The following is a 16,949-nucleotide window of genomic DNA, read 5'->3' on the forward strand; positions in this document are numbered from 1 at the left end:
TACTTTACAATCACATCATATTTACAATCCAACCAATCCAATACGCAAATGGAATTAATAACAGCTGTGCCACCAGTGTACCGAATAAACGGGATACGAGCATACAGCCATAAATCTGGTTCATGCGATCCAAACGGATCTCACCCCGTAATGATTTGTCACTGAGCAAGGAAATCCGCGGATCAATCAGGATAGTTAGCAAAATAGTCGCTATGCCATTAATTAGCCCGGTCGATTGAGATGCAGCTACAGCCTGACCGGGGTAAAGGTACGCTGCATATAAGCTGGACAGGACACCCGTGGTATAGATTGCGGTTACCGCTACATTCAGCATCATTAATCGTCTTGGCATCCCATGCTGTACCAATCGTTTGGCCATCTTCCAGGATGGCGGAGTGATGTAATACATTGCATTTCTAATCTTGCTTCGCTTCAGCATTCCGCGAACCATCACAGGAATGGAACCCGCTGCTTCAAAATGCACGACCATTCGGGATGAGAGTTTAACCATGGTCGGAAAACACAATATGGCTAATGCGGTTCCGATGGTAGCCGCCCCCATCAGCCAATGTAGTTGTGCTGCAAAGTGAGGATTAGCTCCACGTGTTGCGGTATCCACCAGATTACCTACCATCGGACCCTGAGCCATATTGGAAGTTCGAGAAACCAACAGCAAAATACCAGCCAATGAAATGGCTAGCGCGATTCTGCGCGTACGCAAGCCACCTAGACGAAGTGCATAAGATAGGCTGTCTGCTGCATGAATCAACATAGTGAATATCATCGGTATTGCCAGACTGAGGCTAAACATATGTATGTACCCCTTTATCTTCCTTTTGTTGAACTTATTTCTTTCATGCACAGCATTATACTCTTCTGTGTTCTAAAAGTATAGGAACGAGATCCTTCTATATTCGTTGTACTAAAGTATATTTACACTTGACACTCCGATGACAGAACAACCTTCCGATCGCTGTTATCCCCAGATTCTTTTGATTCCTTTATGCTTACGGAGTAGCTTTTCACAGAAAGCTTTTAGCTCTGCTTCTTCCCGTTCCTCTTCATCGTTTATCTCTTCCCTCACAGGGTAATATAGAACTAATCCATTATTGTACAGGAGGGATTCATATGCCTTGGAACAAACAGGATTATCCGGTATCCATGAAGAACCTGGAACCACGTGTCAGACACAAAGCAATTGAGATTGCGAATGCGCTGCTCGAAGACGGGTATGAGGAAGGACGTTCGATTGCCATAGCGACAGCTAAGGCGGAAGAATGGGATGAAAATCATCCCACACCGGAAGGCTCGAAATCGAACTCCACATCTTCTTCCGAAAATTCTAACCATAAAGAGTCATCTTCCACGCAGCGTCGGCATTCCGAACCTGTCTCATCGTCCAAGAGTCATGACAACATTCATGTGGTGCCTACCGACTCCGGTTGGGCAATTAAGGAAGAAGGAAAGTCTACCTATCTGTCTACATTTGAAACGAAAGCTGAAGCTGTGGATGAAGCTAAAAAACGCAGTAGCCATCAACATATTCGCGCCATTATCCATAATCAGGATGGGCAGATTGCTTCTTCAATTAAGCCTTGAATGAATTGCATTACACCGGAAAATGGCCGTATTCATTGTTGGCTGTTATTCTACAGTTCAGCGAATAATTAATCATGATCTGGACGAAAACAACAAAATCCCTTTTGCTGCTGACATGCAGTCAAAAGGGATTTTGTATGAACGTAACCGTCAATTAAGATCTCAACAAGATCCATACAGGTTATGATTATTCTGAAACGTAAGATCAATGGGATACCCCTCTAGCCACCGTAGTCCGCTGTGAAACAGCAGCAGCATTAACTGCTTTGGCTGCAGCCGATGGCATCGGCAATTTCACAGCCGAAGTTGTTACCACGGTTCCACGAGCCGGAACACTAACGACGTACGTAATGACTTTACTGGCGATCCATACGGCCAGAATCGTATATAAAGTTTCTTTTACCGGAAGAAAGAAAAGCGACAATCCCAATACAAAAGCATCACTGACAAAGAAAACGGTCCCCAGCTTCCATCCCTTCCAGCGGCTAACCAGCACGGCGAGAATATCGTCTCCGCCTGTCGCTCCGCCGAAACGAAGCACAATCCCAGCGCCTACTCCAGTCAATACACCGGATAGAACTGCCGGAATCCACAGATTTCCGTTAAACGACAACACCAGTGTGGAGTATCGTTCAAAGCCGTCATAGAATAGGGAAAATGCAGCGACGCCAAGCAATGCCTGAATCATGAATTTCCAGCCTTTGAGGAACCAGGCCAGGATCATGACCGGAATGTCGAGCAACAACATACCGATGGCAGGCGATAAGCCTGTTGCGTATTTTCCGAGCAGGGCCAGACCAACAAATCCGCCCTCCGATAAATGATTCTGAAAGTTAATGTGATAATAGGCAAAAGCTAAAATAAATGTACCGAGCAGCATAATGGCGAATTTGATCGCCTCTGTTTTAACGTGTTGTAAGGTTAACGATGTTCTCTTCATTCAGGTTCCCTCGCAGTTTGTAGGTTGGTTTTTTAGACCGACCGTACCCTGCAAAAGGCAAGCCTGGAAGAAATCATCGTGTGTGTCCTTCGAATATTCATTCCAATCCCCTCTTTCGCAGAGTCAGCCGTTTTTTTGAACCGGTTGATGTACTCTACAAGGGGCGCTATGTGTATGAGAGATCGTAACGTTTCCAGATTGTCCTTGGGGAGATTGTCCTTCGGGGACTCATGGTATCCTGATCCTTTCTGTTCTGTTGTGGTTAGCTGTGCTTGGTTAAACATTATACTTTACACTATAACACTTCGATTACAGTACCCTCTTCCGATCGCTGTTATCCACGGATTTTTTTGATCCCATATTTTAAATGGGAAAATCCGTTGATAAAGGCGAGCACTTCGTTTCTTCAGACGGGTTCTGCACTCTTCGTTACCGTGTAAAGATTCTGCTTAAACACCAAAGCTAACTTGCTTGTTCTTCTATTATATAACACCAACGTGACCGGGTCTAAACAGCGGACCCGTCAAATATGCGCATAAAGCAGCATCTGGGCTGCTCCAGCAGTCGTACGGGCACACCAGGAGTAGCAATGCTTGCTAATGGTGCAACCTGCTCCTTTATTCTATGACCGAAGCTTCCAAAAATAACTGTCAGTCACCCAACTGTGACAAATTGGGGCCTTTTTTTATTTTCTTGTGCTTTTTAAAGGAATCATTTCCCTTTCACACATACACTATAGCAAACGTAATCGGCTTATGATTTGTCCAGTTCAGACGTTTCCAGACTTACTCTGCTTTTTATGGTATAATATAACAATTGAATCCCACTACCGTTTAAGCGAGGCGGATTGATGAAAACGTTAAAGCCAAGAGTCTTTATTGGCTGCTCGCTGGAAGCGAAGCCGATTGCAGCCGCAGTACACGAAAACTTACGTTTTTCAGCTGAAGTTACCCCTTGGTATTCCGGGGTTTTTAATCCAAGCAGCTATACCATGGACGATCTGGAAGTAGAGGTACGCACGACTGACTTTGCAATTTTTATTTTTCATCCGGATGATATATCCAAGATTCGCGGGAAGTACTACGCGTCGGTCCGGGATAATACAATGCTTGAAATGGGTCTGTTTATGGGTCGTCTGGGACGAAAGCGTATTTTTTTCATTCTTCCTGAGGATATTACAGACATCAAGGACACGACCAAGATCGAAGGATTGCGGATGCCCACAGATCTGCTGGGATTAAATCCACTCGTATATGAAATCCGTTCTGACGGAAAGTGGGCACCAGCCGTGTCCGTGGCATGTTCCAAGATTGCAGACAGTATTGAGGAACAAGGACGCTGGAGTGATCCGGAATTGGAGAACATCATTGAGAAGCATAAACGCACCGAGGGAGAAGCAAGGTTACAATTGCTTAAGTTGCTGCGGTTCTTTAGGGAATTGCTGCGTACCCGCAAAGCAGATGCCAAAATGCTGGAACGAATGAGTGATGCCCTGCGTACTGCCTTTGTCTCTCATCCTCCATTCGCTGTACGTGGCACAGCCATATACCGTACAGATGACAGTGGTTATATTGAGCAATTATGTGGTAATGTTGGAGAACCGGGGAGAAAGTATGACTTGTCCGCTAATGACGACAAACAACCGGATGATCCCAAGCGCATCCTGGTGATTGATTCTTACCGGGAGAACAAGATCAAGATCAACCTATATGATGATTACCTTGAGAAAGAGTATCTGCTATGCTATCCTGTAGCCAAGAGGTATGTAATCACCGTTCACATTATTGGACATATTGAAGCGGGTGAGGCGGTTTTTCAGCAGATTGACCTACAGAATCGTCAACTGTTCAACGCCATCAACGATTTGTTAGGAGGCGAACCGGAATGAAACCGGAAACGAAAAAAATAAGCAAGCGCTGGGGCAGCGAGAAAAAGGTACGCCTCAGTTCTGCGCCCGAATCATCACGACCGGTTCCGGAACCCAAGGAAGAAGATCGTTTCCACAAGCCGGCCGTACCGCTAACGACTATTGGGCCCTCCCTGAAGGGCAAGGAAAGACCTTATAAGGTCATCCTTGAAAAAGAGGCGTTCTACGAAAAGCCTCAATATCTTGCTTAATTTCTTAAACACGTCATTAAACCTGCCGCTGAATCGGCAGTATTCCATAGGCCCCGCCGCCCAAGGCAGGGGCTTTTTTGTTGCACATTTTTAGTAGAGTGAATTGCTTTTTCTTGTTGTCATAGCATCAGCATATTAAGGCAAGCCAGCCTTAGATGATTATTGCAATTGATTGCTTTATTTCATTGCTTATTATTACTTCTGTAGTAGGCGCATTGCATAAGGCTTATTTGGTTTATGGCCTTAGGTTTCCTGCAAAACCCATAAATTATACCTAATTTTGGAGCAGGCTTGTCCTCAAATCCTTAGCCTCATACACGATCTGTATCCTCAGGAAAATACGTTAGTGCTTGCTTCCAATATTTCTCGGTTGTATTGTGTATCTCCATTACATATATTGATTATAATATAGGAACACATGTTCTGTAAATAAAAATTTACAATTATAGGTTAAGGAAGTGAACATATGACATCCTCAACTTCCGCCCCATCCCCTGCGGATGAAGACCATCGTCTAATTAAAGGTTTGGTTGTACGCACCCTATTGCTGGATGTACTTGAGCGAGATATTCGAACGTTGGATACACTTATGCTTAAGATGCCTGAAGTCTACATTCTTTCGCTGACACGTATTCAGAACAATGTGCTCAAGGAGATGTTGGGTCTTCGCAAGCAGATGAGAATTCGCGGTGTCAAAGTTCTGGAAGAGAATCGTGAAGCTGATGGTATCGAAACTCTGTATATGTGCAGGGGGTATTGGCAACGGTTCTATATGTTATGGACGTTCGCACGCAATGAAGTCAAAAAAGAACTCAGTCGGCATCTGCAGATGGACTTGGCACAGAGCTGATGCAACTCTGTTCCTATTGAACCGGAGCATACGCCTGTTGTTATCCAAACACATATGGATCTGCGTCCATCCGTCATTACGCTTGAATCCAACTCCTACTCGCTTCGTCCGATTCACTGCTCGTATGATTCCGCGCCCTCCGCTTAATTCAAAACAAGTTGACCACAGAAGGTTATGTTCATTAAGATGGAGGAGAGATAACCAACCATTCCAATAAGGCATGATCTAAATTCAATTCCTATACTAAAACAAGCATCCTGCCATTCATGGCAGACAGATTGTTCCTTAGGGTTTGAGTTCAACTGGATATCTCTCAACGTCTTATCAATCAAGGAGCTGTACTTCATGGATCTGAATACACATTCGATTAAACGAACACAAGCACATACAGGCATTGCTGCAGATGTAACCGAACTGATCGGCCAGACACCTGCCGTTAAACTGAACCGACTCACAGGCAGCGACTCTGCTGAGGTATACGTGAAACTGGAATACTTCAACCCCAGTGGCAGCGTCAAAGACCGTGCCGCATATAACCTGATCGTTCAAGCTGAACGTGCAGGACTGCTTCTTCCCGGTGCAACCATTATTGAACCAACCAGTGGCAATACCGGGATTGGTTTGGCGATGAATGCCGCTGCCAAAGGATATAAAGCCATCCTGATCATGCCAGACAACATGTCCAAGGAACGCATCAACATCCTGAAAGCCTACGGCGCAGATGTGTTGCTCACCCCTGCTGCGGAGCGGATGCCAGGTGCGATTCGCAAAGCGAAAGAACTTCAGGCAGACATTCCGGGAAGTTTCATTCCGCAGCAATTCGAGAATCCGGCGAACCCAGATATTCACCGGATCACGACAGCTCCCGAGATTATGCAGCAGATGGACGGAAGGCTGGATGCCTTCATCGCTACGGCGGGAACTGGCGGAACAATTACGGGAACCGGGGAAGAACTGCGTAAGCAGTTGCCCGATATCCGTATCTATGCGGTGGAGCCCAAAGGTTCTCCGGTGTTGTCCGGTGGCGAGCCCGGACCACACAAGCTCGTCGGTACAAGTCCGGGGTTCATTCCGGACATCCTGAATACCGACGTGTGGGATGCCATCATCCAAGTGTCCGATGAGGACGCACTGGATACGATGCGGCAGCTTGCTGCCCGGGAAGGGCTGTTGCTCGGCCCTTCCTCTGGCGCTTCGGTGTGGGCCTCCCTTCGCATCGCGAAGGAACTGGGGCCGGGGCACCGGGTGCTCTGCATTGCGCCGGATACCGGGGAACGGTATCTGAGCATGGGTATTTTTTAACACAGCTAACATCTTTACACATGAAAAAGTGGCTTCCATGTCCCACAAGCCATGAGCCCATAAGTTATAAGCTTGACAGAGGCCCTCCCTTATGAGCATTCATTTAGTACTCACTCATGTAGTGTTCATTTAGCGCTCATTGCTTCTATTGAACCTGACACACGCTATTCGCTCCTATTTATGCAGGTTTGAAGTGTAACGAATCATAGCGACGTTATTTCTCCGAATGCGGTTGATTTACAGGGTTAGAAGCCATTTTCGGCGGGATAACGTTACTGAGATTCGTTAGAATTTACATCTCTTCATTATCACCCTAATAAGGTGTGGTAGGTTCGTTAGAATTTTGGAGCGATTCCGAGTGAGGGAAAATCCCTCGAAAAAAAGGGAAAAGACGTACATTGCAGGAACCATCAAAATATCATATCAAAATAAAAAAATAAGCTCTTGCTCACATACGGATGGTGTATCCGTTGAGAACAAGAGCTTTTTTCTGATGGGAGCCATTTCGGCCCGGTTAGAACGTATAATCCAATGTAAATGTAGGATTTAGTACGATTTTGTATGATTTAGAATTCAGTCATTAGTGTGTCAGGGTTGTCCATTCCACACCCTCGGGAAGCAGAGCCGCAATGCGGTCTTTGGCTTCCTTTTTGGTATGCAGTGATTCATCGAGAATGACCGCGGAACCGGAATCCGTGCTTGTCCGAATCAGACGTCCGAGACCTTGCTTCACACGCAGGAGCATATACGGAAGATCGATCTCTTCGTATGGTGCTGCCGACGCACTGCGTTTTGCATTGAACACAGGGTCCTGTGGTGGATACGGGAGCGACCAGATCATAACATTGGATAATGACGGTCCTGGAACATCCAGTCCTTCCCACAGATTGACGGAGCACAGCACACTCTCCTCATCCTGCTGGAATGCCGCGATCAGATCACTGATCTCCCGATCACCCTCATACATAAAGCGCAAACCTTCTGCTTCAGGCACATGAACAATATCCTGCTTGAACGCGCGCAATTCTTCCATCGTACGGAACAGGATGAGCGCACGTCCTCCACTCTCCTGAAGCATGGATACTGCGTCGCGCATGCGATTTTCGTTCTCCGGGTGACCCGGTACAGCTTCATCGGTAATCTTCATCTTCATTTTGTCCGCATAATCATACGGGGAAGCCACCGAGAACGATACAAAATCATCAATGCCCAGGCTGTCCGCCACATAACGGAATGAACTGTCCACAGATAACGTTGCAGAGGAGAACACGATTGGAATACCTGTATTGAACACACGCTCGTTCAGCATTTCCTTCACCGTACGCGGCATGATCGATAATGTCGTCTCGTCTTCACTCTCTTCCGCCCAGCAGATATAGCCATCTTCCTTACGGAACAACGCAAGTGCAGACTGAATCATGTCCAAATGTTCTTCGACGACACGCATCTGGTATCCATCCAGCGAGAACAATCCACTCTCAAATACCAGTTCTTCGCCAATGGCATCCAATACGTTGGTCAGACGTTCAATCTCACGCAGCAACGGTGCTTCTACCCGAACTTCTTTCCGTTCCGATCCCGGAATCGCCACCGTGTAGGTATCCAGTAACGCAAACAGGCGTTCACTGCTCTCAATGGCTTCATCCACACGCTCGGCGAGGGATTCACGAATCTCTCCTTCAAGCAGGCGAGTCACGAGTTCCTCGAAGATGCGGTGTTTCAGCTTGTAACTCAGTGCGTTCAGGGCTGCTTCTTCCAGCAAATGTCCTTCATCAAATACAACCGAGCTGTGATCAGGCAGCAGGGGCAGTTGTCCCTCACGTTTGCGCGCATCATACGTCCACACATGCTCCATGTAGTAATCATGGGAACAGATGATGATGTCTTTGGAACGACGGTAATGGTCACGCGACAGCGTCAGGCCGCAGCGTTGTCTTTTTGGACAAACAAAACAATCCTGGAACGGGTCCCAGTTGATTTTGTTCCACTGGCGATCGTTCAGATGTGGATACTGTTTGCGGTCACCATACGGATGGAAGGCCTGAAGCGTACCCGGCGTATTCACAAAATCCGGCAGGCTCTCGTGCACTTCTTCAATAACAGGCGCATCCTCATCGGCGAATCGCACCGCACTTAATTTGTTCAGGCAGACGTATTGGTCTGGTGATTTTCCGAGACGCGCGTCCACTTCCAGATCCAGATGTGCAGCCAGCTTCGCAATATCTCCGCCGGGCTTCACAAGCTGTTCAATCAAGGACTCATCGGCACAGGCGATCACCGCCGGTTTCCCCGTATAACGTGCATAACAGACCGCGTAGAGCAGATAGACTAACGTCTTGCCTGTTCCGACACCGGCCTCCGCCATAATGGTCTTTTTATCTCCATAGGCCCGTTCGAGCTGGTACGCCATAAAAATCTGTTCATCCCGTACCTCGAAGCCGGACTCTGGCAAAATATCGTAAAAAACATCGGCTACCCACTCTCCCAGACGGGATACAAAGGGTTCAGCCGGATCATATGCAAAAGGATAACGTTGTGTAGACAATCCTAGGTCAGCCTCCATTCTTAGACGCGGTCCTCTTTCATTTCCGTTCAAAAAAGGCCGCAGGGCAAAAGTTAATTATCTCATGCAGTAAGGCTGGTGACAAGCTTTTTTTATGAGGAAATCGAAGGGCAGTTGATTAGTTTTTCAAAAGGTCGTTTAGATGTTCGTTGGTTGCCATAATGTATAGAACCTGCCCACAGGGAAAATATATACAGGAATCCAACTTAAGGAAAGGTGGCATTCCACTCCATGGATAACCATTCTTCACAATCCGAGCATTCCTCAGACCAATCAAGCGAGACTTTAACGGACCGACAGGGTCACCCCATCACGGACAATCAGAACGTAAGAACCGTGGGCAGCCGTGGACCGACAACACTGGAGAACTATCATTTTCTCGAAAAGATCACTCACTTCGACCGCGAACGTATTCCGGAACGGGTTGTGCATGCCCGGGGTGCTGGTGCTCATGGCGTATTTGAAGCGTATGGCACGGCCGGGAATGAACCGGTATCCAAATATACACGGGCACGTCTGTTTCAGGAAAAAGGAAAAGAAACCCCCGTATTCGTTCGATTCTCAACGGTTATTCACGGTGGACACTCTCCTGAGACGCTGCGGGACCCGCGTGGCTTTGCCGTGAAATTTTATACCGAAGATGGCAACTGGGATCTCGTCGGTAACAACCTGAAAATCTTTTTCATTCGTGATCCGCTCAAGTTCCCGGATATGGTACATGCCTTCAAACCCGACCCGTTGACCAACGCACAGGATATGGAGCGGTTTTTCGATTTTGTCTCACTCAGTCCCGAAGCAACCCATATGGTGACGTTCCTCTTCTCCCCTTGGGGTATTCCGGCCAATTACCGTCAGATGCAAGGGTCGGGTGTCAATACATACAAATGGGTCAATCAGGAAGGCACGGGCGTGCTCATCAAATACCACTGGGAACCGCTGAATCAAGGCATACGTAACCTGCTGCAAAAAGATGCGAGCGAGATTCAGGGGCAGAATTTCAACCATGCCACGCTGGATCTGTATCATGCCATTGAACAAGGCGACTATCCCGAATGGGAGCTGTGCGTTCAGGTGATGGAAGATGGCGAGCACCCGGAGCTGGACTTTGACCCGTTGGACCCAACCAAGTTGTGGCCCCAGGATCAGTTTCCTTTTCTACCCGTTGGCAAAATGACGTTGAATCGTAATCCCGAGGATTATTTCAATGAAGTGGAGCAAGCGGCATTTGGCACAGGTGTATTGGTGGACGGACTGGATTTCTCGGATGACAAGCTGCTGCAAGGACGCACCTTCTCCTATTCGGATACCCAGCGTCATCGGGTCGGTGCGAACTACCTGCAACTGCCTGTGAATGCGCCGAAGAACCGTGTTGCGACCAATCAGAGCGGCGGACAGATGCAATATCAGGTGGATCGTGCACCGGGGCAGAATCCGCATGTGAACTACGAGCCTTCCTCCCTTGGTGGGTTAAAAGAAGCTACACCACGCGGCCCGGAACATGAACCGTTGGTGGAAGGCAGGCTAGTGCGTGAGAAGATCGAACGTACGAATGATTTTGGACAAGCTGGGGATACGTACCGGGCATTCGAGGATTGGGAGCGGGATGAGCTGATCAGCAACATGGTCGATGCTCTGGCCCAATGCAAACCGGATATCCGGGAGCGCATGATCTCTCATTTTACCCAAGCGGATGCCGACTACGGTCGTCGTGTGGCGGAAGGACTGGCGTCAGTGCCAACCGATGATAGTGCGACGGTCCAACCAAAACATGAACCAAGTGTCGAGCAAGCGAAGAAGCGCAGTCGTGAGACGGACGGATATTAAAGTGGGCAGCGTCGTAGAACTCTCGTCTATGCATCGCTTATAGTGCATGAGATTGTTCGGACGATAAGTCCCAGCGTTGGTTTAATGGAGCACATCGCTTGATTCGATGAGTCTTGCCATGAATGACAATGCCTACAATGATCAGATAATGTCACTTCGAACATCGCCCCAATAGTCTCGTTGCCCCTGGCAGCCGCTATGGGGCTTTTTGTTATGCGTTAATTGCCCCTTCATTTCGATAGAAGGCAAGGATTATGTTTATGTCCCCCTAGTTGGATGCGTGCTGCTCTTTATTTGAAAATGCGAAGTTCATTTGGGTGGATTGAGGGTGAGTCTCGTGCCTTGAAGGTTGTAAAAGCATGCATCTCTAGGTTCATTTCAGATGATTCATCGTTAAATCAGGGCTACCAGCCAATGTCAGGATTACATGTAACCTGTGAAACCCCAGGCAATGGGAGCAACTACGCCTAACCTGCCTGTGTCTAGACCCATCTGATCAAATGATTATTGAAGATAACGTTTACAACATTTACCATAAAACTATGCTGTACAGAGAGTATTCATCCCATCGCAATGAGCTACTTCATCGATGCATCTGTCCGGCATACCGCAACAGCTCACACATTCTATTTTCCATTAAACAAGGAGGTCTATTAATGAAATTATTCCCATCCACATCTACTCATGTATCTGCACGATCTGTACATTCCCTGAAGGAGCGTTCCCTCAAATCAAAAATGGCCCAGATCTGTCTGAGTGCCGCGTTTCCTCTTTTATTGATTGGTGGTGGATCAGTTAGCGCGGCGGATGTAATTGAGAGCAGCTTGCAAAATAATCCATCAGAAGCCATGGCTACCTCAAGTGTGACACTTGCTGCGGGTGATCTCTATGTCTCCCCTAACGGCTCAGCCAGCAATCCGGGAACCATAAATAGTCCAACATCTCTGGCTAACGCATTGACCCAGATCGCTCCGGGTAAAACAATCTATCTGCGCGGCGGCACCTACAGCTTCTCCCAGACCATTACCATCGAACGTGGTAACAGCGGCACCTCCTCACAACGTAAAAATCTGGTGGCGTATGGATCGGAAAAACCGGTCTTTGATTTCTCCGCTCAAGCCTTCGCCTCCACTAATCGTGGACTACAAATGTTCGGAGACTACTGGTTCGTCAAAGGTCTTGAGGTGAAAGGTGCGGGTGACAACGGGATCTTTATCGGAGGCAGCTACAACCGCCTGGAACAGATCGAAGCCCATCACAATCGGGATACGGGGATTCAAATGGGACGTTATGCTTCCACAGCCGCCAAGAGTGAATGGCCTGCGTATAATGAAGTCATTCGTTCCTACTCCCACAACAACTACGACCCGGATGACGGTGAGGATGCAGACGGTTTTGCCGCCAAACTGACCGTTGGCCCAGGCAACGTCTTCGACGGTTGTATTGCCGCCTATAACGTGGACGATGGCTGGGATCTGTACAGCAAAACGGACACAGGCGCCATCGGCGCGGTCACAATCCGTAACAGCATTGCTTACGCCAACGGTGCAACATCAGACGGTACCTCCACCTCCAACAGCGATGGCAACGGCTTCAAGCTTGGCGGCGAGAAGATTGCGGTGAACCACATTGTCGAAAACAACATTGCATTTAATAACAAAAAACATGGCTTCACCTACAACAGCAATCCAGGTTCGATCCAGATGAAAAACAACACTTCCTGGAACAACGGGCAAAGCAATTTTGCCTTTGATGTAGGCACCCACATCTTCACCAACAACCTGTCCTTCCAAGGCGGCGCCAGTGACAAAACGAGCGGAACCGACGTCAGCAGCACCAACGTCTGGTGGAAGAACAAAAAAAGCGAGAACGCCAAAGGCCTGCTCGCCAGCGCAGCCGACTTTGTCTCCCTCGTGCCTTCGGTAACACGTAGCGCGGACGGAACGCCTGTCCTGGGTAATTTCCTGAAGCTTGCGGGTGGTAGTGATCTGATTGGATCAGGTACGCCATCGGGTACGAATATTGGTGCGCGGTAAGTATGTAAGTAAATAAGATATAAGAATAATTTAAAAGCAAGTCCCCTCCCCCAATGCCAGCCTAATCGGTGGTAATGGAGGAGGGGATTTTTGAATTGCTTTGTAATGTCTGCTGGCTTATGAGGTAGATAGATACTTACGTTCTGGCTAAAACCTCAATCATCAGTCTGCCGCCTGTGCGAAATCCTTGCTCAAATGCCGCTTCCACATACATCGATGTGGATTGTCCGATCAAGTCTATCAGTTGTTCCAGGGCATCGTATTCTGTATCTGTGAGATTTGTTTTGTAGTTATGCATCATGTCCGATATTTGACGATTGATCTCCTGATACTCTTCTTGCTCCGGATGAATCGACTCGTCCAACCGCAGGTTCCCGTGAAACAAATCCTCGATCAGGTTTGACATGTTATCCCCACCTAGTCTTTTTACCAACTATTCTCACTATACTTTAGCGGATTTTCCGCTAAAAATCAATAGCGGATAACACGCTAAAGTATGATATTGGTGAGGTGATGATAATGTATGCTCGTATACGCAATTTGCGTGAAGACAAAGACTTATCCCAAACACAAATGGCCTCTTATCTTGGCTGTAGTCAACGTGTGTATAGTAACTACGAACGAGGCGAGTTGGACATTCCTACCGCTATATTGATAAAGCTGGCTGACTATCATCAGACAAGTACAGATTATCTTTTGAATCGGACGGATGTAAGAAAGCCTTATCCATCAAATTGATTTGGCTTGAACTTCATATACCCGTGGCTAAGTCCTTTCATGCTGAAAGCAAAGCCAAACTAGTACCCTGGTAATGTATTCACCCTTTCAAACTTGCTATGGGCGTTCGTTTGTAAGGATCATCAACCATAAGATAGAACTCTCTATAGATGAATGTCGGCGTATTAATCTTTTTCTATTGACCAACCATTCCTTAACAGCACGGGGACGTGGATTTTTTGATGTATTTCCAAGTAACAAGTTGATTCATATCCTCTTCTCTCCTGAACCAAATTGTCGCAGGGTCAACAGCTACGATATCAATCACATCGTTACAACGTTCGTTAAGAATTACTTCACCAGCACAAGCTCCACGCACCATGATCATAATCCGCTGAATCGTATCAAGCTTGTCCAGCGACCTTCCATTCTGATAACCAGGCGAGGGAAGTGGAGAATCCAGTAAGTTCTTGATTGCATCTAACGATTTCTGCCATTCTAAGTTGGCGTGTCTCCCATACGCAGAAAGTTGTAGAGCGCATGAGAAATATCGGGATGAACAGACACTACTGCGGCCGAAAGAACTGAATTCGCAAATGAAAAAATGGCTTTATGATACCATTTCAATGTTTCACCAGACATAAAAATAGAAGGTAGGAAAAGTTTCCTTACCTTCTACATTTCTTCATACTTCTATGGATTTATAATATCATCGAGTCACTATAGTGTTACTACGGATTTAATCAGTAATCCTCATACATTCATCCCCCAATTATTTAATTTGGGACTTCGTATTCCGATATTAAATTCAAAGGAGGAGATATATGTTTTATACTAAAGTGCAATCTCTCGAAGAGTACTTAAATGCAATAAAAATAAAAAATCCTGAGCACGTAGAGAAAGTAAGAATAAGCCTGGGATACATAGTGCATAATTCCGCGAAGCAAGGAATAAACGTTGAAAACGAGCTGAAGAATATCCGAACCCACTATCAAGCTCAATTATCACTAGGGGGTGCCCAAAGCAATAATATTGCAATTTTCGCTGTTTTAATTAGCTTGATTGTCGGATTTTTTAGTATAGTTCCTTCTTCAGTACCAGAAAAGTTACTATTTATTCCTATGTACTTGTTTATTCTTTTTATTATGATTGGCGCAACTCAAACTAACAAACGGTTTAATAAAAAAGTAGTCACATACACTATTATCTTGCAAATTATCGATGAGTTATTAGAATCCAAAGACTTTCATTAAATTCACAACTCATCCTGCTGAAGCTTGATATCCAACTCGATGAGACGTTCCAAATCCTTTACAGTCTGCATCTTTTTTATTTTCAGACTGTAGGTCTTTCAACCACTGGGCAATCTATGCCTTGACGATTTTACGATACTGTTCCTTTGACTCAAGGATGCCCTCCATGACTTCAAGTTCGCGCTACAACAAAGTTTCATCTGCTTCTCATGTGTATCCCTCAGCTTTCCGTTATGATGGAATGCAAAAAAAGCGGCGGAGTCGATAAATGCCGCGCGCGACGGGACGTTATCTCAGCCGGGGGATACCCTGGGTAATAAGGAGTACATTAGCGCGTCCTCCTTTTTTTATTTTTCCAACAAAATTAACCGCTTTATCTAAGACCGAAGGTTACCTGTGTTTTATTGAGTTTTAAATATGCGCTCTCTGTGATATTCCAAGTAAACCTTGTGCCGCTCTAGGAGATTTACTTTCATTTCTTCATGTACGTTCATCAATATCTTATTATGGGCTTCAAGTAATGGAGAGACCAAAATAAAGCCGTCATCACGAAAACTTATTAGACCCTTATCAAGAAGGATGTCATGGGTTGGACATAGTAGAAAACCGTTATATTGATCGAGTCTTTCTTTGTTACTAGACACACTCCAAGGCTTTGTGTGGCTAGCTCTTAAAAGATTCGGATTATCAATCCCACACAACTTACATTTTTCCTCAAGTGCTCGTAATCTCTGTTTGAAAATACCCTGACCGATTCTGTTTTTAACAATTTGTTCTCTAACTGTCTCTTGCGGCTCATCTGAAACTGCAATTATTTCAGCTTCAATTAATTCATCTTCGCTTTTTTCAACGGCGACAACATCCTCCAATTTAAGTTCTAGCAAGGAGAATAAGTGTCAGCAAGTTGATCTGTTACCTGAAATAGGTATCCTGTATTTCCTCGGCCTAATGAATTAAAAGGGGCGTACTTTTCACCTTGTAAAGCTAAAATGTCATCCATATAATCCTTGTATCTTATAGATTTATCCACTTGAACGTATCTTGCATCAACTTTCCATCCGTCATTCTCCCATAGATAAACTTCTGCAAGATCGGCAGGCTTAGATGACTCTTTAAAACCGTTCTTGGCAACAATAATTGATAACAATTCACCATTAAAACTATTAAAAATTACGTCACCTTTTGATACTAAGGTCATGGAATTCCAGTGATGGAAGGTCTGACCTTCTTTATTTGCTTTAAGAGCCCATAAGAATTCACCTTTCTTTTCTTCTTTGTAGCTTTTATTTTGAAACACTAAGAAATATCTCATGAAGTTCCTGCCCCATATCGTTTATATTTAAGTATCTAGTTCGACATAATGCAACAATTCTCCTTTCAAAATAGTGATTCGAAAACTACTAATTAATTGAACTTAACTGAAATAAAAGTACAGGCTTTATACCAGGGACTTCTGGTATCGATGTTTAATTACATGGCATAACTTCGGATAAATCTCTTAGTTCTGTAAGCTCGATCAATCTGATCACAAGTCATCAATTTGGAGGTGCTGCCACCAAGTCGGCTGATGGCCACTGACTATATGTCCTGTTCAATCGTTTCAGACAAACGGCTCAACATAATCAAATTCCTCTATACCACAACGAAGATTTTCATATTCAACGTCCTCAGGTTGAAGGTTAACACGGGGTGTAGGCTGCTGCATTAATCTAATCAATTGGTACGATTCTGATGTTTATGTTCTCTA

At 45.8% G+C, this 16,949-nt stretch carries 14 protein-coding genes and 1 pseudogene; 9 read left to right on the top strand and 6 right to left on the bottom strand.

Annotated features, from left to right (window positions below; translation table 11 throughout):
• Nucleotides 1–10: 10 nt before the first annotated feature.
• Complete coding sequence (locus MKY85_RS19850) at nt 11–811, bottom strand: lipid II flippase Amj family protein (protein ID WP_342570588.1); 801 nt, start codon at nt 809–811, stop codon at nt 11–13.
• A 317-nt stretch (nt 812–1,128) separates the two neighbouring features.
• Here MKY85_RS19850 and MKY85_RS19855 point away from each other — a divergent pair, with 317 nt between their 5' ends.
• Complete coding sequence (locus MKY85_RS19855) at nt 1,129–1,599, top strand: DUF2188 domain-containing protein (protein WP_339256249.1); 471 nt, start codon at nt 1,129–1,131, stop codon at nt 1,597–1,599.
• Between the two features lie 205 nt (nt 1,600–1,804).
• On the opposite strand, the gene MKY85_RS19860 is transcribed toward MKY85_RS19855, so the two are convergent.
• Nucleotides 1,805–2,539, bottom strand: coding sequence for a YitT family protein (locus tag MKY85_RS19860; RefSeq protein WP_339256251.1), 735 nt, complete (start codon nt 2,537–2,539; stop codon nt 1,805–1,807).
• 850 nt (nt 2,540–3,389) lie between these two features.
• Here MKY85_RS19860 and MKY85_RS19865 point away from each other — a divergent pair.
• The 4 genes from MKY85_RS19865 to cysK all read left to right on the top strand — a co-directional run bounded on the left by MKY85_RS19865 (nt 3,390) and on the right by cysK (nt 6,809).
• Nucleotides 3,390–4,427: a nucleotide-binding protein gene (locus MKY85_RS19865; RefSeq protein ID WP_342570589.1), complete on the top strand. Its 1,038-nt coding sequence runs from the start codon at nt 3,390–3,392 to the stop codon at nt 4,425–4,427.
• Complete coding sequence (locus tag MKY85_RS19870; RefSeq protein ID WP_017687536.1) at nt 4,424–4,657, top strand: hypothetical protein; 234 nt, start codon at nt 4,424–4,426, stop codon at nt 4,655–4,657. The genes MKY85_RS19865 and MKY85_RS19870 overlap by 4 nt, the downstream gene beginning before the upstream one ends.
• A 466-nt stretch (nt 4,658–5,123) precedes the next feature.
• Nucleotides 5,124–5,507 (top strand): hypothetical protein, encoded by a 384-nt coding sequence (locus tag MKY85_RS19875; protein WP_253438912.1) that lies wholly within the window; start codon nt 5,124–5,126, stop codon nt 5,505–5,507.
• 345 nt (nt 5,508–5,852) lie between these two features.
• On the top strand, nt 5,853–6,809 hold the full coding sequence (gene cysK / locus MKY85_RS19880; protein ID WP_342570590.1) for a cysteine synthase A: 957 nt from the start codon (nt 5,853–5,855) through the stop codon (nt 6,807–6,809).
• Nucleotides 6,810–7,389: 580 nt separating this feature from the next.
• Here the strand turns inward: cysK and MKY85_RS19885 are convergent.
• Nucleotides 7,390–9,354, bottom strand: coding sequence for an ATP-dependent DNA helicase (locus MKY85_RS19885; protein WP_342570591.1), 1,965 nt, complete (start codon nt 9,352–9,354; stop codon nt 7,390–7,392).
• 249 nt (nt 9,355–9,603) lie between these two features.
• On the opposite strand from MKY85_RS19885, the pseudogene MKY85_RS19890 reads away from it, so the two are divergent.
• A pseudogene (locus MKY85_RS19890) lies at nt 9,604–11,103 on the top strand (catalase); the annotation flags it as partial.
• 941 nt (nt 11,104–12,044) lie between these two features.
• A complete protein-coding gene (locus tag MKY85_RS19895) occupies nt 12,045–13,232 on the top strand; it encodes a right-handed parallel beta-helix repeat-containing protein (protein WP_342573431.1) in 1,188 nt (395 codons plus the stop codon).
• A 136-nt stretch (nt 13,233–13,368) separates the two neighbouring features.
• Here the strand turns inward: MKY85_RS19895 and MKY85_RS19900 are convergent, their stop codons facing one another.
• Entirely contained in the window at nt 13,369–13,638 is a 270-nt protein-coding gene (locus tag MKY85_RS19900) for a DUF6809 family protein (protein ID WP_342570592.1), read from the bottom strand.
• Between the two features lie 113 nt (nt 13,639–13,751).
• Between MKY85_RS19900 and MKY85_RS19905 the strand changes: the two genes are divergently transcribed.
• Together MKY85_RS19905 and MKY85_RS19910 are read left to right on the top strand one after the other, a co-directional pair.
• Nucleotides 13,752–13,970: a helix-turn-helix transcriptional regulator gene (locus tag MKY85_RS19905; protein ID WP_342570593.1), complete on the top strand. Its 219-nt coding sequence runs from the start codon at nt 13,752–13,754 to the stop codon at nt 13,968–13,970.
• Nucleotides 13,971–14,773: 803 nt separating this feature from the next.
• Complete coding sequence (locus MKY85_RS19910; RefSeq protein ID WP_339307107.1) at nt 14,774–15,202, top strand: hypothetical protein; 429 nt, start codon at nt 14,774–14,776, stop codon at nt 15,200–15,202.
• A gap of 401 nt (nt 15,203–15,603) precedes the next feature.
• On the opposite strand, the gene MKY85_RS19915 is transcribed toward MKY85_RS19910, so the two are convergent.
• Together MKY85_RS19915 and MKY85_RS19920 are read right to left on the bottom strand one after the other, a co-directional pair.
• Nucleotides 15,604–16,086, bottom strand: coding sequence for an HNH endonuclease (locus MKY85_RS19915; protein ID WP_342570594.1), 483 nt, complete (start codon nt 16,084–16,086; stop codon nt 15,604–15,606).
• The gene (locus MKY85_RS19920; RefSeq protein WP_342570595.1) at nt 16,080–16,514 is read right to left on the bottom strand and encodes a hypothetical protein; all 435 of its coding nucleotides are present in this window, start codon (nt 16,512–16,514) and stop codon (nt 16,080–16,082) included. Before MKY85_RS19920 ends, MKY85_RS19915 begins: the two co-directional genes overlap by 7 nt.
• Nucleotides 16,515–16,949: the final 435 nt, after the last annotated feature.

The sequence above is a fragment of the Paenibacillus sp. FSL R5-0749 genome, from assembly GCF_038595085.1.
In the GTDB taxonomy this organism is placed as follows: domain Bacteria; phylum Bacillota; class Bacilli; order Paenibacillales; family Paenibacillaceae; genus Paenibacillus.